The sequence below is a fragment of the Pseudoalteromonas sp. P80D2 genome (genome assembly GCF_036680945.1).
GTDB lineage: Bacteria > Pseudomonadota > Gammaproteobacteria > Enterobacterales > Alteromonadaceae > Pseudoalteromonas > Pseudoalteromonas shioyasakiensis.
Window position 1 is genome coordinate 84,702 of the sequence record NZ_JAZDAR010000035.1, and the last position, 20,603, is coordinate 105,304.

The 20,603-nt window shown below is 39.5% G+C and carries 17 protein-coding genes; 10 read left to right on the forward strand and 7 right to left on the reverse strand.

The features are described 5' to 3' along the window. Positions 1-35 precede the first annotated feature (35 nt). From VRK28_RS10055 to VRK28_RS10075, 5 genes are all read left to right on the forward strand, one after another. The gene (locus tag VRK28_RS10055) at positions 36-491 is read left to right on the forward strand and encodes a MarR family winged helix-turn-helix transcriptional regulator (RefSeq protein WP_332393877.1); all 456 of its coding nucleotides are present in this window, start codon (positions 36-38) and stop codon (positions 489-491) included. 95 nt (positions 492-586) lie between these two features. After that, positions 587-1,399 (forward strand): hypothetical protein, encoded by an 813-nt coding sequence (locus VRK28_RS10060; protein WP_062565497.1) that lies wholly within the window; start codon positions 587-589, stop codon positions 1,397-1,399. Continuing rightward, positions 1,399-2,439 carry an extracellular solute-binding protein gene (locus tag VRK28_RS10065; RefSeq protein WP_054563064.1) on the forward strand — a complete coding sequence of 347 codons (1,041 nt, stop codon included), beginning with the start codon at positions 1,399-1,401 and terminating at the stop codon, positions 2,437-2,439. Before VRK28_RS10060 ends, VRK28_RS10065 begins: the two co-directional genes overlap by 1 nt. Next, positions 2,439-3,938, forward strand: coding sequence for an ABC transporter permease (locus VRK28_RS10070; RefSeq protein ID WP_054552193.1), 1,500 nt, complete (start codon positions 2,439-2,441; stop codon positions 3,936-3,938). The genes VRK28_RS10065 and VRK28_RS10070 overlap by 1 nt, the downstream gene beginning before the upstream one ends. Positions 3,939-3,949: 11 nt before the next feature. Then, positions 3,950-4,960 carry an ABC transporter ATP-binding protein gene (locus VRK28_RS10075; protein ID WP_062565496.1) on the forward strand — a complete coding sequence of 337 codons (1,011 nt, stop codon included), beginning with the start codon at positions 3,950-3,952 and terminating at the stop codon, positions 4,958-4,960. Positions 4,961-5,005: 45 nt separating this feature from the next. Here VRK28_RS10075 and VRK28_RS10080 read toward each other — a convergent pair whose 3' ends face one another. The 3 genes from VRK28_RS10080 to VRK28_RS10090 all read right to left on the reverse strand — a co-directional run bounded on the left by VRK28_RS10080 (position 5,006) and on the right by VRK28_RS10090 (position 9,910). Then, positions 5,006-5,542, reverse strand: coding sequence for a hypothetical protein (locus tag VRK28_RS10080; RefSeq protein WP_062565495.1), 537 nt, complete (start codon positions 5,540-5,542; stop codon positions 5,006-5,008). A 347-nt stretch (positions 5,543-5,889) separates the two neighbouring features. After that, the gene (locus VRK28_RS10085; RefSeq protein ID WP_062565494.1) at positions 5,890-9,012 is read right to left on the reverse strand and encodes a TonB-dependent receptor; all 3,123 of its coding nucleotides are present in this window, start codon (positions 9,010-9,012) and stop codon (positions 5,890-5,892) included. Positions 9,013-9,046: 34 nt separating this feature from the next. Then, positions 9,047-9,910, reverse strand: coding sequence for a S1/P1 nuclease (locus VRK28_RS10090; protein ID WP_062565493.1), 864 nt, complete (start codon positions 9,908-9,910; stop codon positions 9,047-9,049). 219 nt (positions 9,911-10,129) lie between these two features. On the opposite strand from VRK28_RS10090, the gene VRK28_RS10095 reads away from it, so the two are divergent. Together VRK28_RS10095 and VRK28_RS10100 are read left to right on the forward strand one after the other, a co-directional pair. Further along, a complete protein-coding gene (locus tag VRK28_RS10095; RefSeq protein ID WP_054563069.1) occupies positions 10,130-11,032 on the forward strand; it encodes a hypothetical protein in 903 nt (300 codons plus the stop codon). Then, the gene (locus VRK28_RS10100; protein WP_062565492.1) at positions 11,019-11,966 is read left to right on the forward strand and encodes a hypothetical protein; all 948 of its coding nucleotides are present in this window, start codon (positions 11,019-11,021) and stop codon (positions 11,964-11,966) included. The genes VRK28_RS10095 and VRK28_RS10100 overlap by 14 nt, the downstream gene beginning before the upstream one ends. Before the next feature lie 57 nt (positions 11,967-12,023). On the opposite strand, the gene ushA is transcribed toward VRK28_RS10100, so the two are convergent. Then, a complete protein-coding gene (ushA, locus tag VRK28_RS10105) occupies positions 12,024-13,631 on the reverse strand; it encodes a bifunctional UDP-sugar hydrolase/5'-nucleotidase UshA (protein ID WP_062565491.1) in 1,608 nt (535 codons plus the stop codon). A gap of 75 nt (positions 13,632-13,706) precedes the next feature. Next, the gene (locus VRK28_RS10110) at positions 13,707-13,904 is read right to left on the reverse strand and encodes a hypothetical protein (RefSeq protein ID WP_054563072.1); all 198 of its coding nucleotides are present in this window, start codon (positions 13,902-13,904) and stop codon (positions 13,707-13,709) included. 247 nt (positions 13,905-14,151) lie between these two features. On the opposite strand from VRK28_RS10110, the gene VRK28_RS10115 reads away from it, so the two are divergent. Next, complete coding sequence (locus VRK28_RS10115) at positions 14,152-14,889, forward strand: peptidylprolyl isomerase (RefSeq protein WP_062565490.1); 738 nt, start codon at positions 14,152-14,154, stop codon at positions 14,887-14,889. Between the two features lie 123 nt (positions 14,890-15,012). On the opposite strand, the gene VRK28_RS10120 is transcribed toward VRK28_RS10115, so the two are convergent. Then, on the reverse strand, positions 15,013-15,426 hold the full coding sequence (locus VRK28_RS10120; RefSeq protein ID WP_062565489.1) for an MAPEG family protein: 414 nt from the start codon (positions 15,424-15,426) through the stop codon (positions 15,013-15,015). Positions 15,427-15,592: 166 nt separating this feature from the next. On the opposite strand from VRK28_RS10120, the gene VRK28_RS10125 reads away from it, so the two are divergent. Beyond that, positions 15,593-18,478, forward strand: coding sequence for an insulinase family protein (locus tag VRK28_RS10125; RefSeq protein ID WP_253048705.1), 2,886 nt, complete (start codon positions 15,593-15,595; stop codon positions 18,476-18,478). Between the two features lie 49 nt (positions 18,479-18,527). Here the strand turns inward: VRK28_RS10125 and VRK28_RS10130 are convergent, their stop codons facing one another. After that, positions 18,528-19,910: a Na+/H+ antiporter NhaC family protein gene (locus VRK28_RS10130; protein WP_062565487.1), complete on the reverse strand. Its 1,383-nt coding sequence runs from the start codon at positions 19,908-19,910 to the stop codon at positions 18,528-18,530. Between the two features lie 285 nt (positions 19,911-20,195). Here VRK28_RS10130 and VRK28_RS10135 point away from each other — a divergent pair, with 285 nt between their 5' ends. Then, on the forward strand, positions 20,196-20,600 hold the full coding sequence (locus VRK28_RS10135; protein WP_062565486.1) for an NUDIX hydrolase: 405 nt from the start codon (positions 20,196-20,198) through the stop codon (positions 20,598-20,600). Positions 20,601-20,603 lie beyond the last annotated feature (3 nt).

The window sequence follows — 20,603 nt, forward strand, 5'->3', positions numbered from 1 at the left end:
TACTTGTGTAAATATTCTTTGACAGTAGTGCAGCCATGAAGACAGATAATAAAACAACGCTCGATTTAAAACAGTTCTTACCTTATTCATTAACCAATATTGCAATGCAAATGAGTGAGCAGTTTAGTGAGCTATATCAACAGCAGTTCGATTTAACGGTGCCACAATGGCGGATAATTGCGAATTTGGCGCAATATGGTGAGCGTACTGCCAAAGAATTATGTGATATGGCACAAATGGATAAATCAACGGTGTCTCGTGCAGTAAAGTCGCTATTGACAAGAAACCTTATAATAGCCAAAGAAAACCCTAAGGATAAACGCGCAAGTTTGTTATCACTATCCGTTGAGGGGAACCGTTTGCATGAGCAAATTGTGCCATTAGCAAATGAGTGGCAAGCAGGTTTAGTGAGCGACTTAGGTAGCCGAGAACTTAAACAATTTATGAACACTCTTAGTAAGCTTTCCAATCACTTAAATAAAAATGTGTAATTCTGTAATCAAGGCTTTATAGCAATTGATTTAGACAATCGATACGTATATGATAATGGCTATCATTTACAATTAGAAACTTGGATGTCCCCCCTATGAAATTAGCGTTAAACACCGTTAAAACACTAGGTCTTAGCCTAGTATTAGCATCTACTTTTATTGCCCAACCTGTATTGGCAAATGGCCCAATTGGTGAGCACGTTAATCATCTAAAAGAAAATTTAAAAGATTACTCAGAAGACGTTGAGTGGATGATCGGTAAAGTTGACACCATGGTTACCGATTATGAAACAAAAGGCGCAAAAGCAGTTAAAAGCGATGATTTAATTGAATACTGGGAATCAGTAAAGTTTCACAGTGCGATTGAAACGAATTATGTACCGGTTTATGCATCAATCTGGCAAGGCATTTATGGTATCAAAATGGCCATTGATGACAAAAAACCAGCAAGCGAAGTACGTGAGCACCAAAAGGCCTTAAATGCTGCCTTGTGGCAGGGTCTTGGAGCTGTTAAACTTGCTGCCGACTTCCAGCAAAAAGGCTTATTAAAAGCTGTAAAAGCAACTGCTTCTGAAACAATGACGCAAAGCGCTACTATCGATGAGATCAAACATAAATTAGACCGTGTTGTTGCAAAATACGCAGAACGTTTAAGCGATGAAGCAACGCAAATTGTACACGATACTTACCTTCACTTATTCGAAGGTGTTGAAGGTACACTTATCGAAAAAGATGCGAAGTTAGTAGAAGTTCTCGAAAAAGATTTTAACGTAACCCTGCCTAAAGCTATTTCTGATAAAGGGTCTGTTGACCAAGTACGTGCAGTGGTTGTTGATATGCAAGAAAAACTAGATCGCGCTAAGGTGTTACTAGAAGAAGCCGAAAAAGCACGTAAGGATGTATTTTAGTGAAGCGTAGGACCTTTATTCAAGGCCTGGCTGCGTTTGGGGTAGTGGGCGCAATGCCGCTACCTCTTTCTCGTGCCTTTGCAGCCTCTGCTGCAAGCCCTATTTCAGTGAAAGACTTACCCGCCCTAGAGGGTGACTTAACCTTATATTTAGGCCGTGGTGAAGGTGGTTTGTACGAAAACGTACTGCAATCAATCCAAAAGAAAAACCCAAAACTTAATTTATCAATTCGCCGTGGTCCAACTGCTGCACTTGCCAACATGATTGTGGCTGAAGCGAAAGCGGGTGTTAAACGTGCTGATTTATTTTGGGCCGTTGACTCAGGTGCGATTGGCTTAGTAACAGACGCAGGTTTAGCTAAACCACTACCAAGTGACTTAGAAGCGCAATTACAACCTCAGTTCCGCTATCCAGGCTGGGCACCAGTGACAGGTCGTATTCGTACATTACCTTACAACACTAAGCGTTTATCAAAAGATCAGATCCCAGATAGCATAATGGCTATTGCCGATAGCGATTTATCAATTGGTTGGGCACCTGCTTATGCTTCTTTCCAATCATTTGTCACGGCAATGCGTATTCTTGAAGGTGAAGATAAAACGGCTAAATGGCTTAAGAAAGTTCAAAAACGTTCGAAAACCTATGCCGGCGAGCTTGGCGTAGTGATGGCCGTTGAACGTGGTGAAGTGGATATTGGTTTTGCAAATCATTATTACACGTTACGTCTTAAATCAGGTAAACCAGATGCAAACCTTGATCTTGCTTTTACCAATCAAGATGCCGGTTGTTTAGTTAATGCATCAGGTGTGTTATCGCTGACAGATAACCCGAACGCAATGAACTTTATGCGCTACTTACTAAGTTCAGAAGTACAAAGCTACTTAGCACGTGAAGCCTACGAAATTCCATTGATCCAAGGTATTGACCAGCCCGCTGGATTACCAGCCTTAACGGATGTGTCACCGCCGAAAATCGATTTAACTCAATTGGCAGATTTAAGGCCAACACTCGACCTTATGCGCAGTAGCGGTGTTTTATAATGCGCATACCTGCTTCTTATCCCATGGCGCTGCTTGCAGCGCTTTTGGCGTTAGTGCCAGTTTATATTCTGATCACTTTAGCCAGTGATGCGACGGCTGTTTTTGATAGTCACAATTTAAAAATTCTAGGTAACACTTTATCACTTATGGTGTTAACTGTTTTAGGCTCTATTTTAATTGGCGTGCCTCTGGCGTTTATTAGTGCCTATGTTCAACTTCCTTTTAAAAAGCTTTGGCTTGTTTTGTTTGCAGCTCCACTTGCTATTCCAAGCTATATTGGTGCGTTTACTTTATATGCAGCTTTTGGCCCCGGTGGTGAAATTAATCAGCTGTTAGGCTTTGAAACTCCGCCTATGTATGGCTTAACGGGTGCTGCCATTGTAATGACGCTATACACGTTTCCATTTGTAATGCTTACAACGCGTTCGTCTTTACTTAGTCTAGATGCCAGCATGGTAAACGCGGCTCGCACTTTAGGTATGTCGATGCCAATGAGTGTGTTTAAAGTCATATTACCACGTGTAATAAACGGTATAGCAGCGGGCTCATTACTGGTTGCGCTTTATACCTTATCAGACTTCGGTACACCGGCGATGATGCGCTTAGATACCTTTACCCGCGTGATCTATGTTGAATATAACGCCTTTGGCTTAAGCCGAGCAGCGATGTTATCGCTACAATTAATGGTGATAGTAGGCTTTTTACTGTTCATCGAATCACAAATTAAAACAGCTTCTGAGCGCCACGGTAGACCGCTAATGTTATTTCCATCAAACGGTCAAAAGTTAGCAATGCTAGTGACTTTTCTACCAGTTTTATTATTGGCTATTTGTTTGCCGTTAGCCATTTTTACCCTTTGGCTTGCCCGTGATGGTGTTGCTGATTTTGATTTCAGCATTGCGTGGAATTCTGCTTATGCATCTGGTATTGCGGCTATTGTTGCTGTTGTTGTTGCAGTACCTGTAGCGCATGCTGCCTTAAGCGGTAAAGTAGGGCGCATTATGGAACGAGTCACTTATTTCGGATTTGGTATTCCGGGTATAGTGATGGGAACTGCACTGGTTTATGGTGGCCTGCAATTACCGCTTTTATACCAAACTCTGGCATTATTAGTGATTGCCTATGTGCTGCGATTTTTACCGCTGGCAGTTGGCTCAGTGCGTACCAGCACAGAACACTTAGATTCGAGTTTAATTAAATCAGCACGCGTATTAGGCGCAAGCCCTCGTGAAGCATTTATGCGTATTACCTTGCCTTTAACCCTACGCGGTATCATTGCTGGTGCAGCCTTGGTATTTTTAGAATCAATGCGAGAGCTTGAAGCAACATTGTTACTCGGCCCAACAGGGTTTGAAACCCTATCAACTTATTTATGGCGTGTTTATGAAGCCGGTTATTTCGGTCGCGCTGCAATACCTGGGCTCTTGTTAGTAGTGATATCAGCATGTGGCTTAGCTATAATGCTCTCAGGCGAAAAGCGCAGTCAATTAGAACATTAAGGATCAGTTTAATGCTATCAGTTAGTAAGCTGTCTATCGATTATGGTAGCAATCGTGTGGTAAGTGAACTTAACTTATCACTTGGGGAAAGTGAGATCCTCATGCTAGTTGGTCCAACTGGCTGTGGTAAAAGTACAATTTTACAAGCGTTAGCTGGGCTTATTCCTATCAGCGAAGGAGAAATTAATTTAGGCTCATGGCGAGCTACCCCAAAGTTAAAAGTACCACCAGAAAAACGTAAAGTGGGTATGGTATTTCAAGACTTTGCGTTATTTCCGCATTTAACAGTTCAGCAAAATATTTGCTTTAGATTAACCGATACCTCAAAAGCAGATCATTGGATTAAATTACTGGGTCTTGAAGCTTTTCGTAATAAAAAGCCTGCTACTTTATCAGGTGGTCAAAAGCAGCGTGTAGCCCTTGCGCGTACATTGGCTCACGAACCTGACTTTGTATTGCTTGACGAGCCTTTATCAAACTTAGATGCGGCTTTAAAAGACACCCTACGTTGGGATATTCGTAATGCATTAAAAGATGCAGGTGTTCCTGCAATTTGGGTAACCCATGACCAAGAAGAAGCCTTATCTGTTGGTGACCGTGTTGGCGTATTAAAAGAAGGCATTATTCAGCAAATCGATACCCCTGAACGCTGCTTTAGCTTACCAAGCAATCGCTTTGTAGCGCGCTTCTTAGGTGAAGCAAGTTTCATTGCCGGTAATTGTGAAGGTGATATCGCCACCACTGATTTAGGCAATGCACCAGCGATTAAAGTTGATCATGATACCGCGAAGGTTGATGTATTACTTCGCCCTGATGATGTTCACCTTATTCAAAATGCTACTACCAGTAATGGTAAAGTGACATGGGTACGTTACGAAGGTGGCAGTCGCTTATGCGCGGTTAAATTAGCATGTGATACTGTAGTGACAAGCCGTGTTAGCCATGAAGTGATGGTACGCCCAGGTGATGCAGTGCATGTTTCTATTAACACAACACACCCACTTGCAGTTTATTCACAATAATGGCGTAGCTTTGATTAATGTTAAGTTAATCAAAGCTATTATTACTTATCGTAATGTTATATTACAAACGCTAGGATAACGTTGACCAAATTGGACATGGAGACTAAGTTCTGATATGTTTTCGAGAACATCTATTTCCCCATTGTTATTCCAATCAGTTCCGCCTACTACATCGCCGTTATAAAAATGTGAGTAGCGGGTTTGATCGGGGAGTCTAAAGCTTAAATCCGTGAAAGTTACAACCATATACGCTTTATTATCTGTTCTATCTTCATTCATTGGGCAGGCAACTCTTTCTGCCCTAGAGACTTCTTGATGTAAAATATCTCGTTCTAATTCATCTTGATAAATATCAACGTAGCTTAAGTAAGCTCGCATATTTGAAGCTCTGTCAAACCCCCAAATAGCAAGTGAACCAGTTCCATTAACTTCATATGGAAAACCACTAAAAAATTCAGCCTCAGTTGTATTAAATGCATTTGGGAAAACTACAACATTATCGACTACATAGCTATCAGACTGTGCAAATATATAAGTTGAAATAAAGACAGAGCTAATTAATAACGATTTAATATAATTCATGTTTTTGTCCTTTTAAATAATGAATGTTTTTAATGTTAACGCAAGTATCTTAATATCCTCAAAGTTAATACTGGTTAATTTGTAATCTAATCTAAGATCTATTTAATTTCAAGTTATTATTTGTTAAATGGAAGTCGTGATTTATTGCTATATTGGTTATTTAAATTATTCGCTTAAAATGGGTGTTATTTTTTATTTTATTATTAATGACCCATTATAAATAGTCTTAAGGTATTGTTTTATTTTATTGAATAATTCTGCGGATGATTATAATAGGGATTGCACTCTTCAGTAAAAAGCCCGCCAGTAGGGGCGGGCTTTTGTTTTATAACAAGGTTAACTCGTTATTAGAATGTGTAACGTACACCTACACGCATTTCCCAAACTGATGCGCTGCTTTGTGTTGCAGTTTTACCATTGTTAGGGTTGAAGTCTGAGTATACATAACGACCTTGGTCATCAAGCTCTACAGTAACCATGCTGTTACCAACAAAGCTACCTTTCTTAAGTACGCCCCAGTCATCGTTTAACATGTTTGTTAAATTATCGATAACGAAGAACACTTCACCTTTATGACCAGGCATGAAACCAGGTAACTCTTGAGTCATCTTGAAGTTAACTTTAGTGAACCAATCAGCATTTTGACGGTTACGACCAGAGATTTCACCACGAGCTAAGCCTTGAGCAGAAATCCACTCGTTAAACTCAGTTACTTCTTCAGGAGTCATGTCGTAAACAACGTTAGGGTCATTCACTTCAGGGATATACATTAGCTGACGACCGCCGTTTGAGTTGCTATCACCCCAAACATCATAGTCTGAATCATCAAACGTGTAGCTGTAAGGAAGACCTTTGTATGTTTCGCTGAATAGGTTGAAACGAGTGTTGTAACCATCAAACAACTCAGTTGTGTAACCTAATGTCATGGTAAAGCGATGTGGGATCTCATAATCAGATGTGTGTGCACCTGGGTTAGTTGGATCGTATGTCGCTAAGTTACCGTAGTTTGAGCTCGCTACCGAGCTAGTCATAGGGTTAACATCAGTTGAGTCAGTGTAAGCATAAGCTAGTTGTACGCTAATACCGTTATCAAAACGTTTGCTCATTGCTGCTGAGATAACATGAGACTCACCGCTGTCACCACTTACGTTTGTAAGTAATAAGTCACCGCTACGGCCTTCTTTAGACTCAAGAATTGGGCGACCATCAAATGTTGTTTCACCAGAATCTTGTAACGCGATATCTTCTAGGAAAGCAGCATCTTTACGTTTAGTGAATAAGTAATCTAGTGAGAATACATACTCATCTTCAGTTGTGTATGTTGCACCTACTGAGTATTTCCACTCTGATGGCATTTCGAAGTCTGGGTCAACAGCGTTTACTGATGAATCACCTGAACCAATGACTGTGTTTGCAACTTGATCGTAAAGGCTTTGTGGTACTTCGTAACCTGGTGTGCCGCCGTTCACGTTTGGCGTAGAAAATAGGTCAACACCACCTCTGATTGATGTACCAATGTTAGTGATACCATCATTCGAGTATGAGTTAGATAACCAAACGTTCGGGTTACCACCTGAGAATAGGCCAACACCTGCACGTACTTCTAGTGCATCTGTTGCGTACCACTCAAAACCAACACGTGGTTGAATTAAATCGATGCCGTCGAATGTACCTTGGTTGCTGAAACCGTAACGGTTTGTAAAGTTTTCATTGTAGTTAGGTTTGTCGTCACTTGTGTATTTGTCGTAACGAAGACCAAACGTTAATGTTGCATCTAAATCTGTAAAGCTGTACTCATCTTGAACATATAAAGTATGTTGAGCGTATGAGAAGTTAGCTGCTGCATCAGTAGGATCGTTAGTTCCAGCAGCGTTGTTGTAGTAAACACGGTCTGCAAAACCAGCCTCAAAATCGTCTACAGATTTAAAGCGCCACTCACCTTGAGTATGCTGAACGAATTGGTTGAATACGTCTAACTCTTCAAACTCGTAGCCAGCGGTAATAGTGTGTTGATCAAGGTAGTATGTACCCGCAATTTTTGCTGTCACTGTTTCGTAGCTAAGAGCATTAGATTGACGAGAATCATCTGGACCGATATAAATAGTACCGCCGTCTTCTGTACGAATTTGCATTTCACCGAAGCTACTTGCAGCATCTAAAGAGCGAACAGTCTGATCTAATTCTGATTTCCCTAAACGAATTTCAGTTGAAAATTCATCAGACCAATCTGAGTAAAGTGAACCAATGATCGATGTAAATTCAGCACTTTGCTTGAAGAAGTGATTATCTAAAGTAACAGTGTTGCTGTAAGCATCTGACTGAGACAGTGTAAAACCATCGTTATAGTTATAGATTAAGTTAGCACGGTGGTCATCGTTGATATTCCAGTCTAACTTAACCAAGATTTTTTCATCTTCAACTGGTGCGCTTGATGGCATGCCACCTGCATCATAACCGTAAACATCTTGAGCGATTTGTTGTACACGTGCAACGTCTGAAGCTGTAACACTACCTGTGTCTAGGCCGCCGTAGTTGTATTGTTTTACACCTTCAAGTTTTTCGTAAGATGTGAATAAGAAAAGGCTATCTTTAATTAGTGGTAAACCAACATTGAAGCCGTAACGTTTTTCGGTGTAATCACCGTTATCGTAGTCTTCGCCTTCGATTTTATCGCCTTTCATTGAATCATTTGTGTAATCGAAGAACATACCACCGTGTACTTCGTTACCACCTGATTTAGTAACAGCGTTGATGTTACATGATGTGAAACCACCATATTGAACATCAAAAGGTGCTAGTTCAACTGCAACCTGTTCGATTGAATCAAAAGAGAAAGGAGCACGGATTGTAGGGTAACCGTTAGAGCTTAAACCGAAGTTATCGTTCATACGAACGCCGTCTAGCGTTAAGCTGTTGAAACGTGGGTTACCACCACCACAGTTGATTGAACCGCGGCTATCATCGATTGTTACACGTGGGTCGATACGAACGATATCTTTTAAGTCACGGTTGATAGCTGGTTGGTTTTCTAAATCTTCAAGAGTAAACGTTGCAGCAGGACCTGTACCACCAGACATACGGCTGATAGGACGACCAGTAACTACGATTTGTTCTACATCAGATTGTCTCTCTAACGTAACATTAACTGGGTAGTCAGCACCCACTTGTAGGTTGATGTTGTTGAATGTTTGATCTGCGAATACGTCAGAATCTACAACAACGCGGTAAGGACCACCTACACGTAGGCCTTTTGCTGTGAAGTAACCCGCATCGTTCGTTTCAGTTTCTTTAGTTGAACCTGAAGGTAAGTGAACGATAGTAATCTTAGTGCCTGCAGCAGGGTTGCCGCTAGGACCTTTGATTTGACCCTTGATAGCAGATGTTGTTTCATTTGCTAACGCTGCACCACTCACACCAACACATGCTGCAATAGCAAGTGATAGAGCTGTTTTGCGGAGTTGGATTTTCATTATGTTATTTCCCGTGTTAGAGGTTATGTTTCATTTATAGTTTGCTGTCAGTTGGCATCTTAAGTGCCTTTACTAACGGTTTTGCTGATTTATCAAATAGATTATTTAATAAACCTGCCAATCTTATCCCGCCTTGTTGTAGGCGAGTTTTAACAATCGGTAAGTTTTTATAGATATAACTATAACTTACGTTTGTTTCATTTTCTTTATACAGAGAGTTTGCAATGTTATTTGATTCGATTAACCAATCGCTAGGTGAACTGGCAAGATAGTCCGTTATTAACGCTTGATTTGTTGTATTTATAAATTGCGCAAACTCAGTATAGGACAAATTTTCATTTTCAATGAGTTTTGTGTCCCATAAGCTATGTAAATTGGTATCTTGACCGAAGAATGTGACAGAAATATTGTTGCCGCCACGATCTTCACCGCGACCGGCATGAAAAGGTTGATGGCTATCACCAACAAGGTGAACTAAAAAACGCAGTGCGAACTGTTTTTCACCTAGAGAAGCTTTTTGGTTTTGTAATACTGAGATTGAATATTCCATGCCTTCGAGGATGTCTGACACGGTTTCTTTATTATGGTGGGCATGTGATTCGTAATGTGGTTTGGCATCACCTTCTTTAAAGTTAATGTAATGCCAGCGCGAAGATTTCTTTTGCCAGAATTTTTCTGGAGCAGAACGCATTTCATCAGCCCACGTTGCTACCTGTGGTAAAGAATCACCATCAAGTAAAGGAACTAATGCTTGCTTGGTGGTGTCTGTAATATGCTTAGATGCAATTTCACCAATAATTCGATGACCATTCTGACCCCATGCATTAGCTGGGTTACTTAACACCGCAGAAATAACTGGTGTCGATAACAGCAACATTTTTATTGTTTTTTGTAACATTGACTCAGTGTCCAAAAATGAATGTGCCCTGAAGCACGATTTCTTGATGCATATTTTCCTGAATTTAAAAGCAAATAGAAAGGACTCAATAAGATTCATAATTTCTTGTTCATATATGTTATTTATCAATAACTTAAAATATTCAGGTAAAATTACTTGTTGTAATAAGTAAGAATAATTGTTCAAATAGAGACAACGGAGCGTTGTTGGCTATTAAAATTGAATTTAAGAACAATACTAATAAAAAAATCGTCGATTGTTACATTTTTGTTTCTAGCAGTTATTTTGTTTTTTTATATCGGAATTTTGCAGGGTAAACCGGCTGTATCTGATATAGATGCATTTATTGAAACGTCTTTTCAATGTGATACTAAATCAGAGGTTAACCTTAACGAGCTGGTGGTGTATTCATCTGGCAAAGTGTTGGCTGAGGATGTTGCTAAAACTTTGTGCGCTGATGACATCATTAGTAAACAATACGGCAAGGTCACCTCTTATTGGGGTTATAAAACTTCTGACACAATTGAGTTTTTAGGTAAAGGGATTGCAGATTTGATTCTGGCTAAAGAAAACTTGATTAATGCCTTTATGGCCGAGTCAACCTATAACTACCAAGCGGTTGTTGGCTTTCCTGACTACACTGCTTATTTAATTTCTAGTAAAGAAAAGCCTCGCATTGAAAAAAGCTACTTTTTAGATAAACGTATTGGTTTGCTTGATTACCCAACGAGCCGCTCTGGACACATTCTCCCTAAACAATTATTTAAAAAATTAGATATCAACCTAGAAAACCTTAATATCACTTACGCAAGTTCCCATACTGAATTAAGAGAGCTGCTTGCAAGTGGTAAGGTCGATTTAATTTCTTCTTATTGGCAAGACAGTGATCAGCAACGTTTTTCTAAAAACTACATTACGCCTATACGCGACAATATAAGTGGCAGTCGTTGGTATTTAAAAATGCAAGATGAGAACACCGACCTTTTATGTGCTGTTCAAGCGCAGTTAACCCAATTGGCACACAATCAAAATTCTCATTACTTTAATCATGTTGAGTCTTTTTGGGAATGTGAGTCGACTCAGCAAACAATGAAAGTAGGGGATAGCAATGCTGCCAATTAGAGTAAAACTTGCTTATGGCGGAGTATTTATAAGCTGTTGCCTGGTTTTATTTGCCAGCTTTATTACAGCAAAAGCTTATAAGACAACAACTAATGATGCCCTGACTCTAGCAAAAGTTGAAAACCGCATTGCTCTTGATTTAAACCATTTAAATTTACCTGATGACTTTTTAAAGCATTCAGGTAGTAAAGATATGGTACTCAATTATATCGCGCGTCTTAATGCACAATTAGCTGACTCAGGCGTGATGGTTTACTCCATTGAGGGGATCTCTGATTATCCTGCTCGTGCAGATTTAATCACTAAGCAATTGCATGCACCACAAAAATCATTAACGGTTAGCTTTGTTGTGGCATCGTCTTTATTTGCTAAAGATGATATCGCTGTGTTGATTTTGGTGTGTTTATTTGCAGCTGCATTTACTTATTTATTATTTATAAGTGAACGCACTAAAATCCAAATTGCAAAACACGAACCAGAAGTTGCTGTTCAGGCAGAAGAAAAGCCTAAATTGATAGTCGATCTTCAAAATAAAACCTTGGCTGCTAGCTGTGCTGTTGATAAAACAGTTGCGCTTGCTAATAAACCGCTGTGCTTTTACCTTGCATTGGTTGAGTTTTGTATAGAACATCCTGATGTAGTGCTTAATCAAAATAAAGATGTACCAGAAGAATTACTTACTTTAGCGAACAAGTATTTTTACCGGTTAGTAGAGCTTGGTCACACAATACGTAAGCGCCCAAACTTTACCAATAGTTTAGAAAAAACATTAAGTGAAATTCGGGCAGCACTTGATGAAGTTTGGCAAGAGCAGCCTGAGATAAAAGAAACCTATTATCCACCTAAGGCCCATGGTGAAGGCTCCCGTTCTCGATTACATCATTACGGATTGAAAGCGATTGAGATTGCCGATATTGAAGTCATTGGGAAGTAATCTAGTTTAAAAGTAAAAGGGAAGTCACTGACTTCCCTTTTTCTATTTAAGTAGTCTTTATTTAGGGGCGTAATCAGCCGCTTTAACAGGACTATTTTGCTCAAAGAAGCGTTTTAATGCCTGTGCATCTGTATCATCTGTACTCACAAAGCCTTTTTTACTGGTAAGAGTAGGGTAACCATCACCACCAGAGGCATTATAGCTGTTAATGCTCATACGATAAGTTTTAGCCATATCAAGTGGTTTACCAGCAATTTTAACATCAGATAAAGTGTCGTTATCGCGTTTAAAGCTTAGCTTATAATATTGTAAGTAGGCACCTGAATCAGGAGGGAAAGAAGTAACAACCTGTAAGTAGTCAAATAGTTCTTGGCCTGTCATATCAATATAGGTGATACGGTTTTTAAAAGGATGAACTTTTAAAATATCTTTATAACTTACATCGCCTGCTTGAATGCTATCGCGAATACCGCCACCGCTTATCAAACCAAAATCAGCACCCACTGACTGCATTTGTGCAGCAATAATAACGCGTGCTAAGTTTACTTGCTCATAGCGTACTTTATTGCGGTCACCTTCAAGTTTTGCATCCACGTTACCTATTTTACCAGCAATTTGTGCTGCGCCTTTTTGCTGATAAACCGCAAGGATGTCTTGTAAGTTTTTGTTTGGTTCAATGTACTCAGCCGCTAGCTTTTTATTGCCGTTTTCATCATCGATATAAAGATTTACAGGAATAAGTGAGTAATTGAGCAAAGTTAATTCATCGTTTTCTAATTTGAATTCAGCTTTACCAACATATTTACCCCACTCATGGGCTTGCATGATCCAAGTACCATTTTGTTGGTCAGGCTTACACTCTTTACCTGGCATAAAGCTTTTGTCAGCAACATTGGCTTCTTTCATACACACAGGCTCTTGTGAATGACCGCCAACAATAATATCAAGCATCCCTTTTGGTAAGTTGCGCGCCATAGTCACATCACCGGGTGCATTAATACCAAAGTTAGCATCAACATAGTGACCCATGTGAGTAACAGCGATGGTAATATCTGGGTTGTACTGTTTATCAATTTCTGGAGCTAACTTTGCAGTAACGTCTGTAGGGTCTTTAAATTCTAGGCCACCGATATATTGCGGGTTACCGATTTTAGCGGTATCTGTGGTAGTTAAGCCGATTACCGCAATTTTAAGCCCATTCTTTTCAAAGATTTTATAGCCTTGGTAACGAGTTTCACCAGTTGTTTTATCGATGATATTGGCTGATAAAAAAGGGAAGTTTGACCATTTTTGTTGTTGATCAAGTACTGCCAGTGGATTATCAAACTCATGGTTACCAATTGCCATGGCATCATAACCAATTAACGACATACCTTTAAAATCTGGTTCCGCGTGTTGTAAGTCAGACTCTGGAATACCCGTATTGATATCGCCACCAGAAAGCAGTAAAACAGCATGACCTTGTGCTTTGGCTTCGGCTTTTAGTTGATCAATTAAAGTCTTACGAGCAGCCATGCCATATTCACCTTGTTCGTTATGCCAAAAACGACCATGGTTATCATTAGTATGAAGCAGAGTTAAATATTGGGCTGAATCAGTATTATTAGAAGAGGAGCTACATGCGGTTAGGGTAACCAGTAGCGATGTTAGTAAAAAAAAGCGCATAATTGTTTGCCTGAATAGAGCAGTAGGTTAATTATGCGCTTAGTTTAAACGACTTAAGTTTAAATTAAATGTCTTTTATAAACTTTTGTCGCTATTTTCTGTATTTAGTTGTCCTGTTGCGGCAAGTTGTCTGCGTTGTAGTTCTTGTTCTGCGTAATGAGACTTTTGATGATTATTGCCGACCATCCAATTTAAAAAACTAGCGGGTAACTTACTGTAAGGCTCACCTTGGTGTAAGCCAAAATCGCATATTGCGTTCTCTTCATTCGCCATGGTTCATTCCTGTGTGTTCATTGTTGTCGTGCTGATACTAACAAACTGAGCCTATTTGATAAGACGATTTTGATTTATTCTTTAAATTTTTTATAACCATAATGAATACATGGTGTAAATTAATGTAACTGAGATGTAATTGCTTTGGCGCGTTTTGTGTAACTGTTTTGTTTGCTATTTAAGCGGCCGTTTATTTTGTTTAAGCTTCTTGCAGTTTTATAATAAAAATTATCAGGAAAGATAAACAATGAAAAAACATCTACTTGCACCTGCTTTATTGGCTAGCTGTTTTACAGCCAATGCTACTATTGTTGAAATGCAGACAGATCTGGGCAGTATTACTGTTCACCTTTATGATCAACATACACCTGTTACCGTTGAAAACTTTTTAAACTATGTTGCAGATGGCAGCTACGACGGTACGGTTATCCATCGCTCAGTTGATAACTTTGTATTGCAAGGTGGTGGTTTTAAATTTGATACTGATTTTGAGGCGATAGAAACTGCTGACGCTATTACCAATGAGCCAGAGCTGTCGAATGTTAAAGGTACCATTGCAATGGCCAAGCTTGGTGGTAATGCTAATAGTGCGACAAGTCAGTGGTTTTTCAATTTAAAAGATAACAGCGCTAACCTCGACTTACAAAATGGTGGCTTTACTGTTTTTGGTGAAGTAACTGTACAGAGTATGGATGTTTTAGAACAAATCACCTCTTTAGTTCACTGTGGAGAAATCCCAGTAGTAAATCTTAATGAAGAGCAGTGCCCAGATACAACATCAGGTTTCAGTGGTGAAAACTTATTTTACATTAACAGTGTGACAGTGATTGATGATGATCCGAATTCGTCTGCTTCTTTATCACCAAAAGAGAACACGCTAATTGATGAAGATAACTCTTCAGACAATGGCGGTGGTAGCTCAGGCGGGAGTCTTGCGTGGATGCTATCTTTATTAGCTCTTGCAGGCTTTAGTCGTCGTAAATAATTCCAACCAACAAAGTAACGCCTTGATATTAAGCTCCTGAGAAACGCTGAATTCTGCATCTTGAGGTGGCTTGGGTATATATAAGGCGCTAAAAAGCGCCTTATTTCTTTGTATTGATGATTATTAGAAGATTCTAACTAAAATAAGCACCCACATTACTAGCATTATAAAGCTACTGACAACAAAACTATAATAGCGCGCCTTCAAGGTGTTTGAAGTTAAGTGTATTACGCTATGAATAATTCTTAATGCAACATAAACCCAAGCAAGGGCAACAAATACAGTACCTACAGCATTGACTTGCAGAGCTGTTAAACACGCAATAAAAAACAGCACAGGCATTTCGAATTGATTGATAAAGTTCCGATCTGCTACGCGAACATTATCCCCAGCCTTTTCAAGCTCCATTGTTAAGAAGTCTTTCATCTCGATGGTTTTTTGTTTTGCCGCACGAAAACGACGCTTACCCATAATGTACATGACTGAAAAAGTCAGAAAGACCTGAGTGAACATTGCTACAATTAGCCACTTTTCCATAGCTCATCCTTTGTTATAGTTATTGCTATTAATCTTAACCGTAAGTATTGCATTTTCACAATGTGTTACAAAGTTTTGCTGTAACTTAGCTAAAAAGCATTGAATTGCGGCGCTCGAAAACACATGATAAATAAAAATTTATTCAATTTCTAATGGATACAAAATAATGAAAAAAATAATTGGACTCAGTGCAATCGCTTTTGCAGTGTTAGCTGGTTGTTCTTCTACTTCTACCACAACGCCTCCTGCAGCTAATACTAACCTTATTCCTGACTCGTTAGTTATCAGCCCAAACGACACCCGTGAGTACAAAACATTAAAACTAGATAACGAAATTGATGTAATTTTAATTTCAGATCCTAGTGCTGAAAAATCAGCTGCTGCTTTGAGTGTAGGCGTTGGTTTATTGCACGATCCTATGTCGCAACAAGGCATGGCGCACTACCTAGAGCATATGCTGTTCCTTGGTACAGACCGCTACCCAGACACTAAAGGTTACAGTGATTTCATGACCAAAAATGGTGGCGCACATAACGCTTACACCTGGTTAGATATCACAAACTACATGTTCAAAGTGAACAATGATGCCTACGACGAAGCACTTGACCGCTTTGCAGACTTTTTTAAATCACCAAAGCTTTACCCTGAATACACAGACAAAGAAAAAAATGCAGTAAACGCAGAGTGGTCAATGCGTCGTGAAATGGACTTTTTTGGCCAATTTAAACTAGCGCGTCAAATGATGGGCTCACACCCTGCAAACCGTTTCTTAATTGGTAACCTAGAAACTTTAGGGGACAAAGAAGGCAGCAATCTGCATAAAGAAACCGTTGCTTTCTATAACAAATATTATTCATCGAACATTATGAAAGTGGCGATGATCTCAAATCGTCCACTTGCTGAAATGGAAGCAAAAGCTAAACAGTATTTTGCTGATATTGAAAATAAAAAAATCGAAAAACCAACGGTGACTGATAAGTTAGACTTTTCTGTTGCTGGCGGAAAGCGTGTTTACTACTCACCAAATGAAGATGTAAAACAACTACAGTTAGAGTTCACAATTGCTGATAACAGTTCACAGTTTGCGGTTAAACCAAATCGTTTTGTTTCATACCTTTTAAGTAACGAAATGCAAGGTAGTCCTGCGCAAATCTTGCGTGATAAAGGCTGGGTGTCACGTTTATCTGCTTCTGATGCTCCAACACAATATGGTAACTACGGCAGCTTAACGGTTAATATTGAATTGACTGATGCTGGCATGCAAAACCGCGAAGAAATTGTCGCTATGGTTATGCAGTACATTGCGCTTATTAAAGAGCAGGGTGTTGATAGCAAATACTTTAATGAAATTCGTACATCATTAAACAATGAATTTCAATTCCTCGAAAAAGGTGATGAGTTTGGTTATGTCAGTAACTTAACTGATAGCATGCAAAAATTCCCTGTGAACAACGCAATTAACGCACCTTATTATTATGCAAAGTTTGATGCAGATGCGGTGCAAAATGTGCTTTCACAATTAAACGAAGATACGCTACGTATTTGGTATATTTCAAAGCAAGAAGAAACAGATTCACAGCTGCATTTTTACGATGGTAAATACCGCATTGAAGATATCAGCGAAGCAGAAGTTGCAAGCTGGAGCAAACCGAGCGAATACGCTTTAGCATTACCAACAGTAAACCGCTTATTACCAGAAAGCTTTGCAATTAAAACGGCGGAGTTTAAACAACAAGCGCATCCTGAACTGGTATTTGATAAGCAGGGTGTAAAAGTTTGGCGCCAAGCAAGTCAGCAATTTGCTGAGCAACCAAAAGGTCTTGTTGAAGTTTATATTAATACACCTGATGCCCTTGTGAATGTTAAATCACAAGTTCTTTATGCAGTGTGGGCTGATCTTTATAACTTACAACAAAGCAAACTAAGCACAGAAGCAGCCGTTGCAGGTATGAGCTTAGGGCTACAACCAAGTAACGGCCTTGTGTTATCACTAAGTGGTTTTACTGATAAACAAGACGTACTTTTAGCTCAGGCGCTTGAAAATCTAACGCTAGATGTGTCTGAAGAAGGTTTTGCCCAAGCAATCGATCGTTTTAAGCGTGATTTACTCAATCAGCAAAAACAGTTCCCGTTCTATCAAGCATTCGGTGAGTACTCTAAGCTTACTCGTAGTGGTAAATTTGACACCGAAACCTTGATTGCCGCGGCAGATGCACTAACCCTTGCCGATTTTTCGGCTATTAAACAATCAACACTTGCAGCCAATGATCTACGCGTATTCACGTTTGGTAACTATAACCAAAACGATGTTGAATCTATTGCGAGTAAGCTAACCGCTATACTACCTAAAGGTCATGAAGCGACTGAGTTTGCCAGAAGCAAAGCCTGGTTACCTCAGCCTGGTGAACGTATTGTACTGCAAAAAGATATTGATGTAGCTGATGTAGCAATTATTGATATGGTTGTTCACCCAACCCCAGGTTATAAGCAAAAAGCACAGGCACAAATTTTACAAAGCCACTTTAGAACCGTTGCGTTTGATAAGTTACGTACAGAAGAGCAGTTAGCTTATGCGGTTGGTGCGCTTGCACGTCCTATCGAAGACTACTCTGCTTTGGGCCTTTATATTCAAACACCGGTTAAAGGCCCTAAAGAAATGCAAGCGCGTTTTGATGAGTTCAAAAAGCAATACGCTGTTGAGCTTGATAACATGACAAAAGAAACATTTGCACAACTTAAAAATGCAACGCTTGTGTCTTTAAAAGAGCAACCTAAGAATTTAAGTGATGAAATGTCACCGCTTATTTCTGATTGGTACCGTGAAAACTTCAACTTTGACTCTAAAGAAAAGCTTATCGCTGAAGTTGAAAAAGTGACATTGGCTGATCTGAAAGATTACTACAAGAAAACGATGCTCAATAGTGAAGCTGCACGTTTAAATATTCAAATGCGTGGTAGTAAGTTTGCAGATAAGCCATTTGCTGATCTGAAAGACCAAACAAAAGTTGAAAACTTAGAGAGTTATTACAAAGGGATCAAATTCCAAAAGTAACCTAATAGTTGATAAACAAAAGCCCAAGCAATTGCTTGGGCTTTTTGATTTATGCGATAAGTAAAAACCCTATAAATGCAGCGCTTGCTGCAAGTAAGGTATAAGGCAGTTGTGTGATAGCATGGCTGACTAAATCACACCCTGAGCCTTGTGCAGCAAGTACCGTGGAGTCAGAATAAAAACAGGCTTGACTACCAAACGATGACGCTGACAACAAAGCACCAATCACTAAAGGAATGTTGGCATCTATAGCGTAAGCCAGTGGCATTACAATAGGAATCGTTACCGCGAAAATACCCCAGCTTGAACCCGTTGCAAAAGCAAGGACTGCCATTGCTAAAAACACCACGGCAGGTAAGTACTGTGCTGTCATATAAGGGCTTAATGTATTAATGACATATTGCGGAAGCATTAATTGGTCACACACATCTTTAAATATAAATGCAGCAACCACAGTCCCAATAGCGGGGATCATACTTTTAAAACCATCGAGCATACGCTCAACGAGTTCTGACAATGTCATTAACTTTTGTAACATGTAAAAAGGTAAAACAACGGCAAAGGTTGCAAGCAACCCTTTATATACGTCAATGTCAAAGTAAACAGTAAACGCAACAAGTAAAACTATCGGCACTAAAAAGTTATAGAGTTTGCCGTTTGATGCTGCTGTTTCAAAGTTTTCTTCCGCTGCTTTCACTGCGTATTCATCTGCTGTTTGAATATCTGTGTATTGGCTATTCGAGATCTCGATTTGATTATTCATGGCACGTAGTTGTGCTTTTTTCATCGGACCAAAAGCAGGGATCACATTTAAGCTAACCAGTAATACCACAATTACTGCAAACCAAGCGTATAACATATAAGGGATTGCTTGAATGTAGACGGCAATACCTTGGCCTTCTGGTGCAACATTATTGTCAACTAACAAGCCACCAAAAAAAACGGCCCATGTTGAGAGTGGTACAAGCACACAGATAGGCGCAGCGGTTGAGTCAACAACATAAGCGAGCATTTCACGGCTAATTTTAAACTTATCGGTGATACGTTTCATGGTTTCACCGACGGTTAACGCATTTAAGTAATCATCAATAAAAATAATCACACCTAGCACAAAGGTCATCACTAACGATGAGCGCTGGCCTTTGGCAAACTTTAACGCTAATTCGGCGAAGGCACTTGCCCCCCCGGTTCTTACTAATAAAGCGATTAATGCACCAAATCCACCACAGACTAAAATTAGCCAGGCAATGGTTTCGTCTTGCATTACTTTTAATGAAATATCAGCAAAATTGGCTAACACAGCGGTTGGACCTAGCATGGCTAAACCAAACAAAGCACCAATTAGTAAAGATAAAATAGGGCGGCGTAAAAATACGGCCAAAACCACCACCAATACTGGCGGCAGTAAACTTAACGCAGAAGGTTCTTGCATTATATTTTTCACACAGTTAAGCAATGCGAGATTGCTTACAGAAATCAAAAGTCTATAGACTCAAGTAACTGCTTTACGCGAACACACTTTTATGGACCCATTAGGGAAAGTGCCTGCGTTGGCTGGCGCCAGACAGTATAGAGGGTATACTGCTTTTGTTTTGCCCAAAACATCGCAAGAAAAATAATCCTGAATATTAATTTAGTCAATAACAATTTTTATTGCGATGATAATTATTTTACACTCATCAATAACGTCACTTTTTATTAATTGAGCAAAGGGATTATGGCATTTTCAGATACTTACAGACTCAGTAGCCATGCGGTTATCACCAACAACCAAGGTCAGGTGTTATTACTAAAAGCTGATTACGGTCAAAAAAGTTGGGGGTTACCTGGCGGCGCTTTAGATAAAGGTGAAACCATTCATCAAGCGTTACTTCGCGAATGCCAAGAAGAACTTAATTGTGACGTAGAAATAGCTTATTTAAGTGGTGTTTATTATCATACAGCGTTTAACTCTCATGCGTTTATTTTCCGTGCTTATATAGCTGAGGACGCAGAGATAATGTTGAGCGATGAGCACACAGAGTTCGGCTATTTCGATATTGACGAGTTATCTAAAGTACAAAAAGAGCGTGTTCTTGATTGCCTTAATTTTACCAATGATGTCGTTAGTAAGGTGTTTTAATAA

Excerpts from the sequence above, each read along its gene's own strand:
- VRK28_RS10130 (WP_062565487.1), bottom strand. The coding sequence starts at position 19,910 with ATGCAAGAACCTTCTGCGTTAAGTTTACTGCCGCCAGTATTGGTGGTG.
- VRK28_RS10085 (WP_062565494.1), bottom strand. The coding sequence starts at position 9,012 with ATGAAAATCCAACTCCGCAAAACAGCTCTATCACTTGCTATTGCAGCA.
- VRK28_RS10090 (WP_062565493.1), bottom strand. The coding sequence starts at position 9,910 with ATGTTACAAAAAACAATAAAAATGTTGCTGTTATCGACACCAGTTATT.
- ushA (WP_062565491.1), bottom strand. The coding sequence starts at position 13,631 with ATGCGCTTTTTTTTACTAACATCGCTACTGGTTACCCTAACCGCATGT.
- VRK28_RS10080 (WP_062565495.1), bottom strand. The coding sequence starts at position 5,542 with ATGAATTATATTAAATCGTTATTAATTAGCTCTGTCTTTATTTCAACT.
- VRK28_RS10060 (WP_062565497.1), top strand. The coding sequence starts at position 587 with ATGAAATTAGCGTTAAACACCGTTAAAACACTAGGTCTTAGCCTAGTA.
- VRK28_RS10055 (WP_332393877.1), top strand. The coding sequence starts at position 36 with ATGAAGACAGATAATAAAACAACGCTCGATTTAAAACAGTTCTTACCT.
- VRK28_RS10075 (WP_062565496.1), top strand. The coding sequence starts at position 3,950 with ATGCTATCAGTTAGTAAGCTGTCTATCGATTATGGTAGCAATCGTGTG.
- VRK28_RS10135 (WP_062565486.1), top strand. The coding sequence starts at position 20,196 with ATGGCATTTTCAGATACTTACAGACTCAGTAGCCATGCGGTTATCACC.
- VRK28_RS10125 (WP_253048705.1), top strand. The coding sequence starts at position 15,593 with ATGAAAAAAATAATTGGACTCAGTGCAATCGCTTTTGCAGTGTTAGCT.
- VRK28_RS10100 (WP_062565492.1), top strand. The coding sequence starts at position 11,019 with ATGCTGCCAATTAGAGTAAAACTTGCTTATGGCGGAGTATTTATAAGC.
- VRK28_RS10120 (WP_062565489.1), bottom strand. The coding sequence starts at position 15,426 with ATGGAAAAGTGGCTAATTGTAGCAATGTTCACTCAGGTCTTTCTGACT.
- VRK28_RS10115 (WP_062565490.1), top strand. The coding sequence starts at position 14,152 with ATGAAAAAACATCTACTTGCACCTGCTTTATTGGCTAGCTGTTTTACA.
- VRK28_RS10110 (WP_054563072.1), bottom strand. The coding sequence starts at position 13,904 with ATGGCGAATGAAGAGAACGCAATATGCGATTTTGGCTTACACCAAGGT.
- VRK28_RS10070 (WP_054552193.1), top strand. The coding sequence starts at position 2,439 with ATGCGCATACCTGCTTCTTATCCCATGGCGCTGCTTGCAGCGCTTTTG.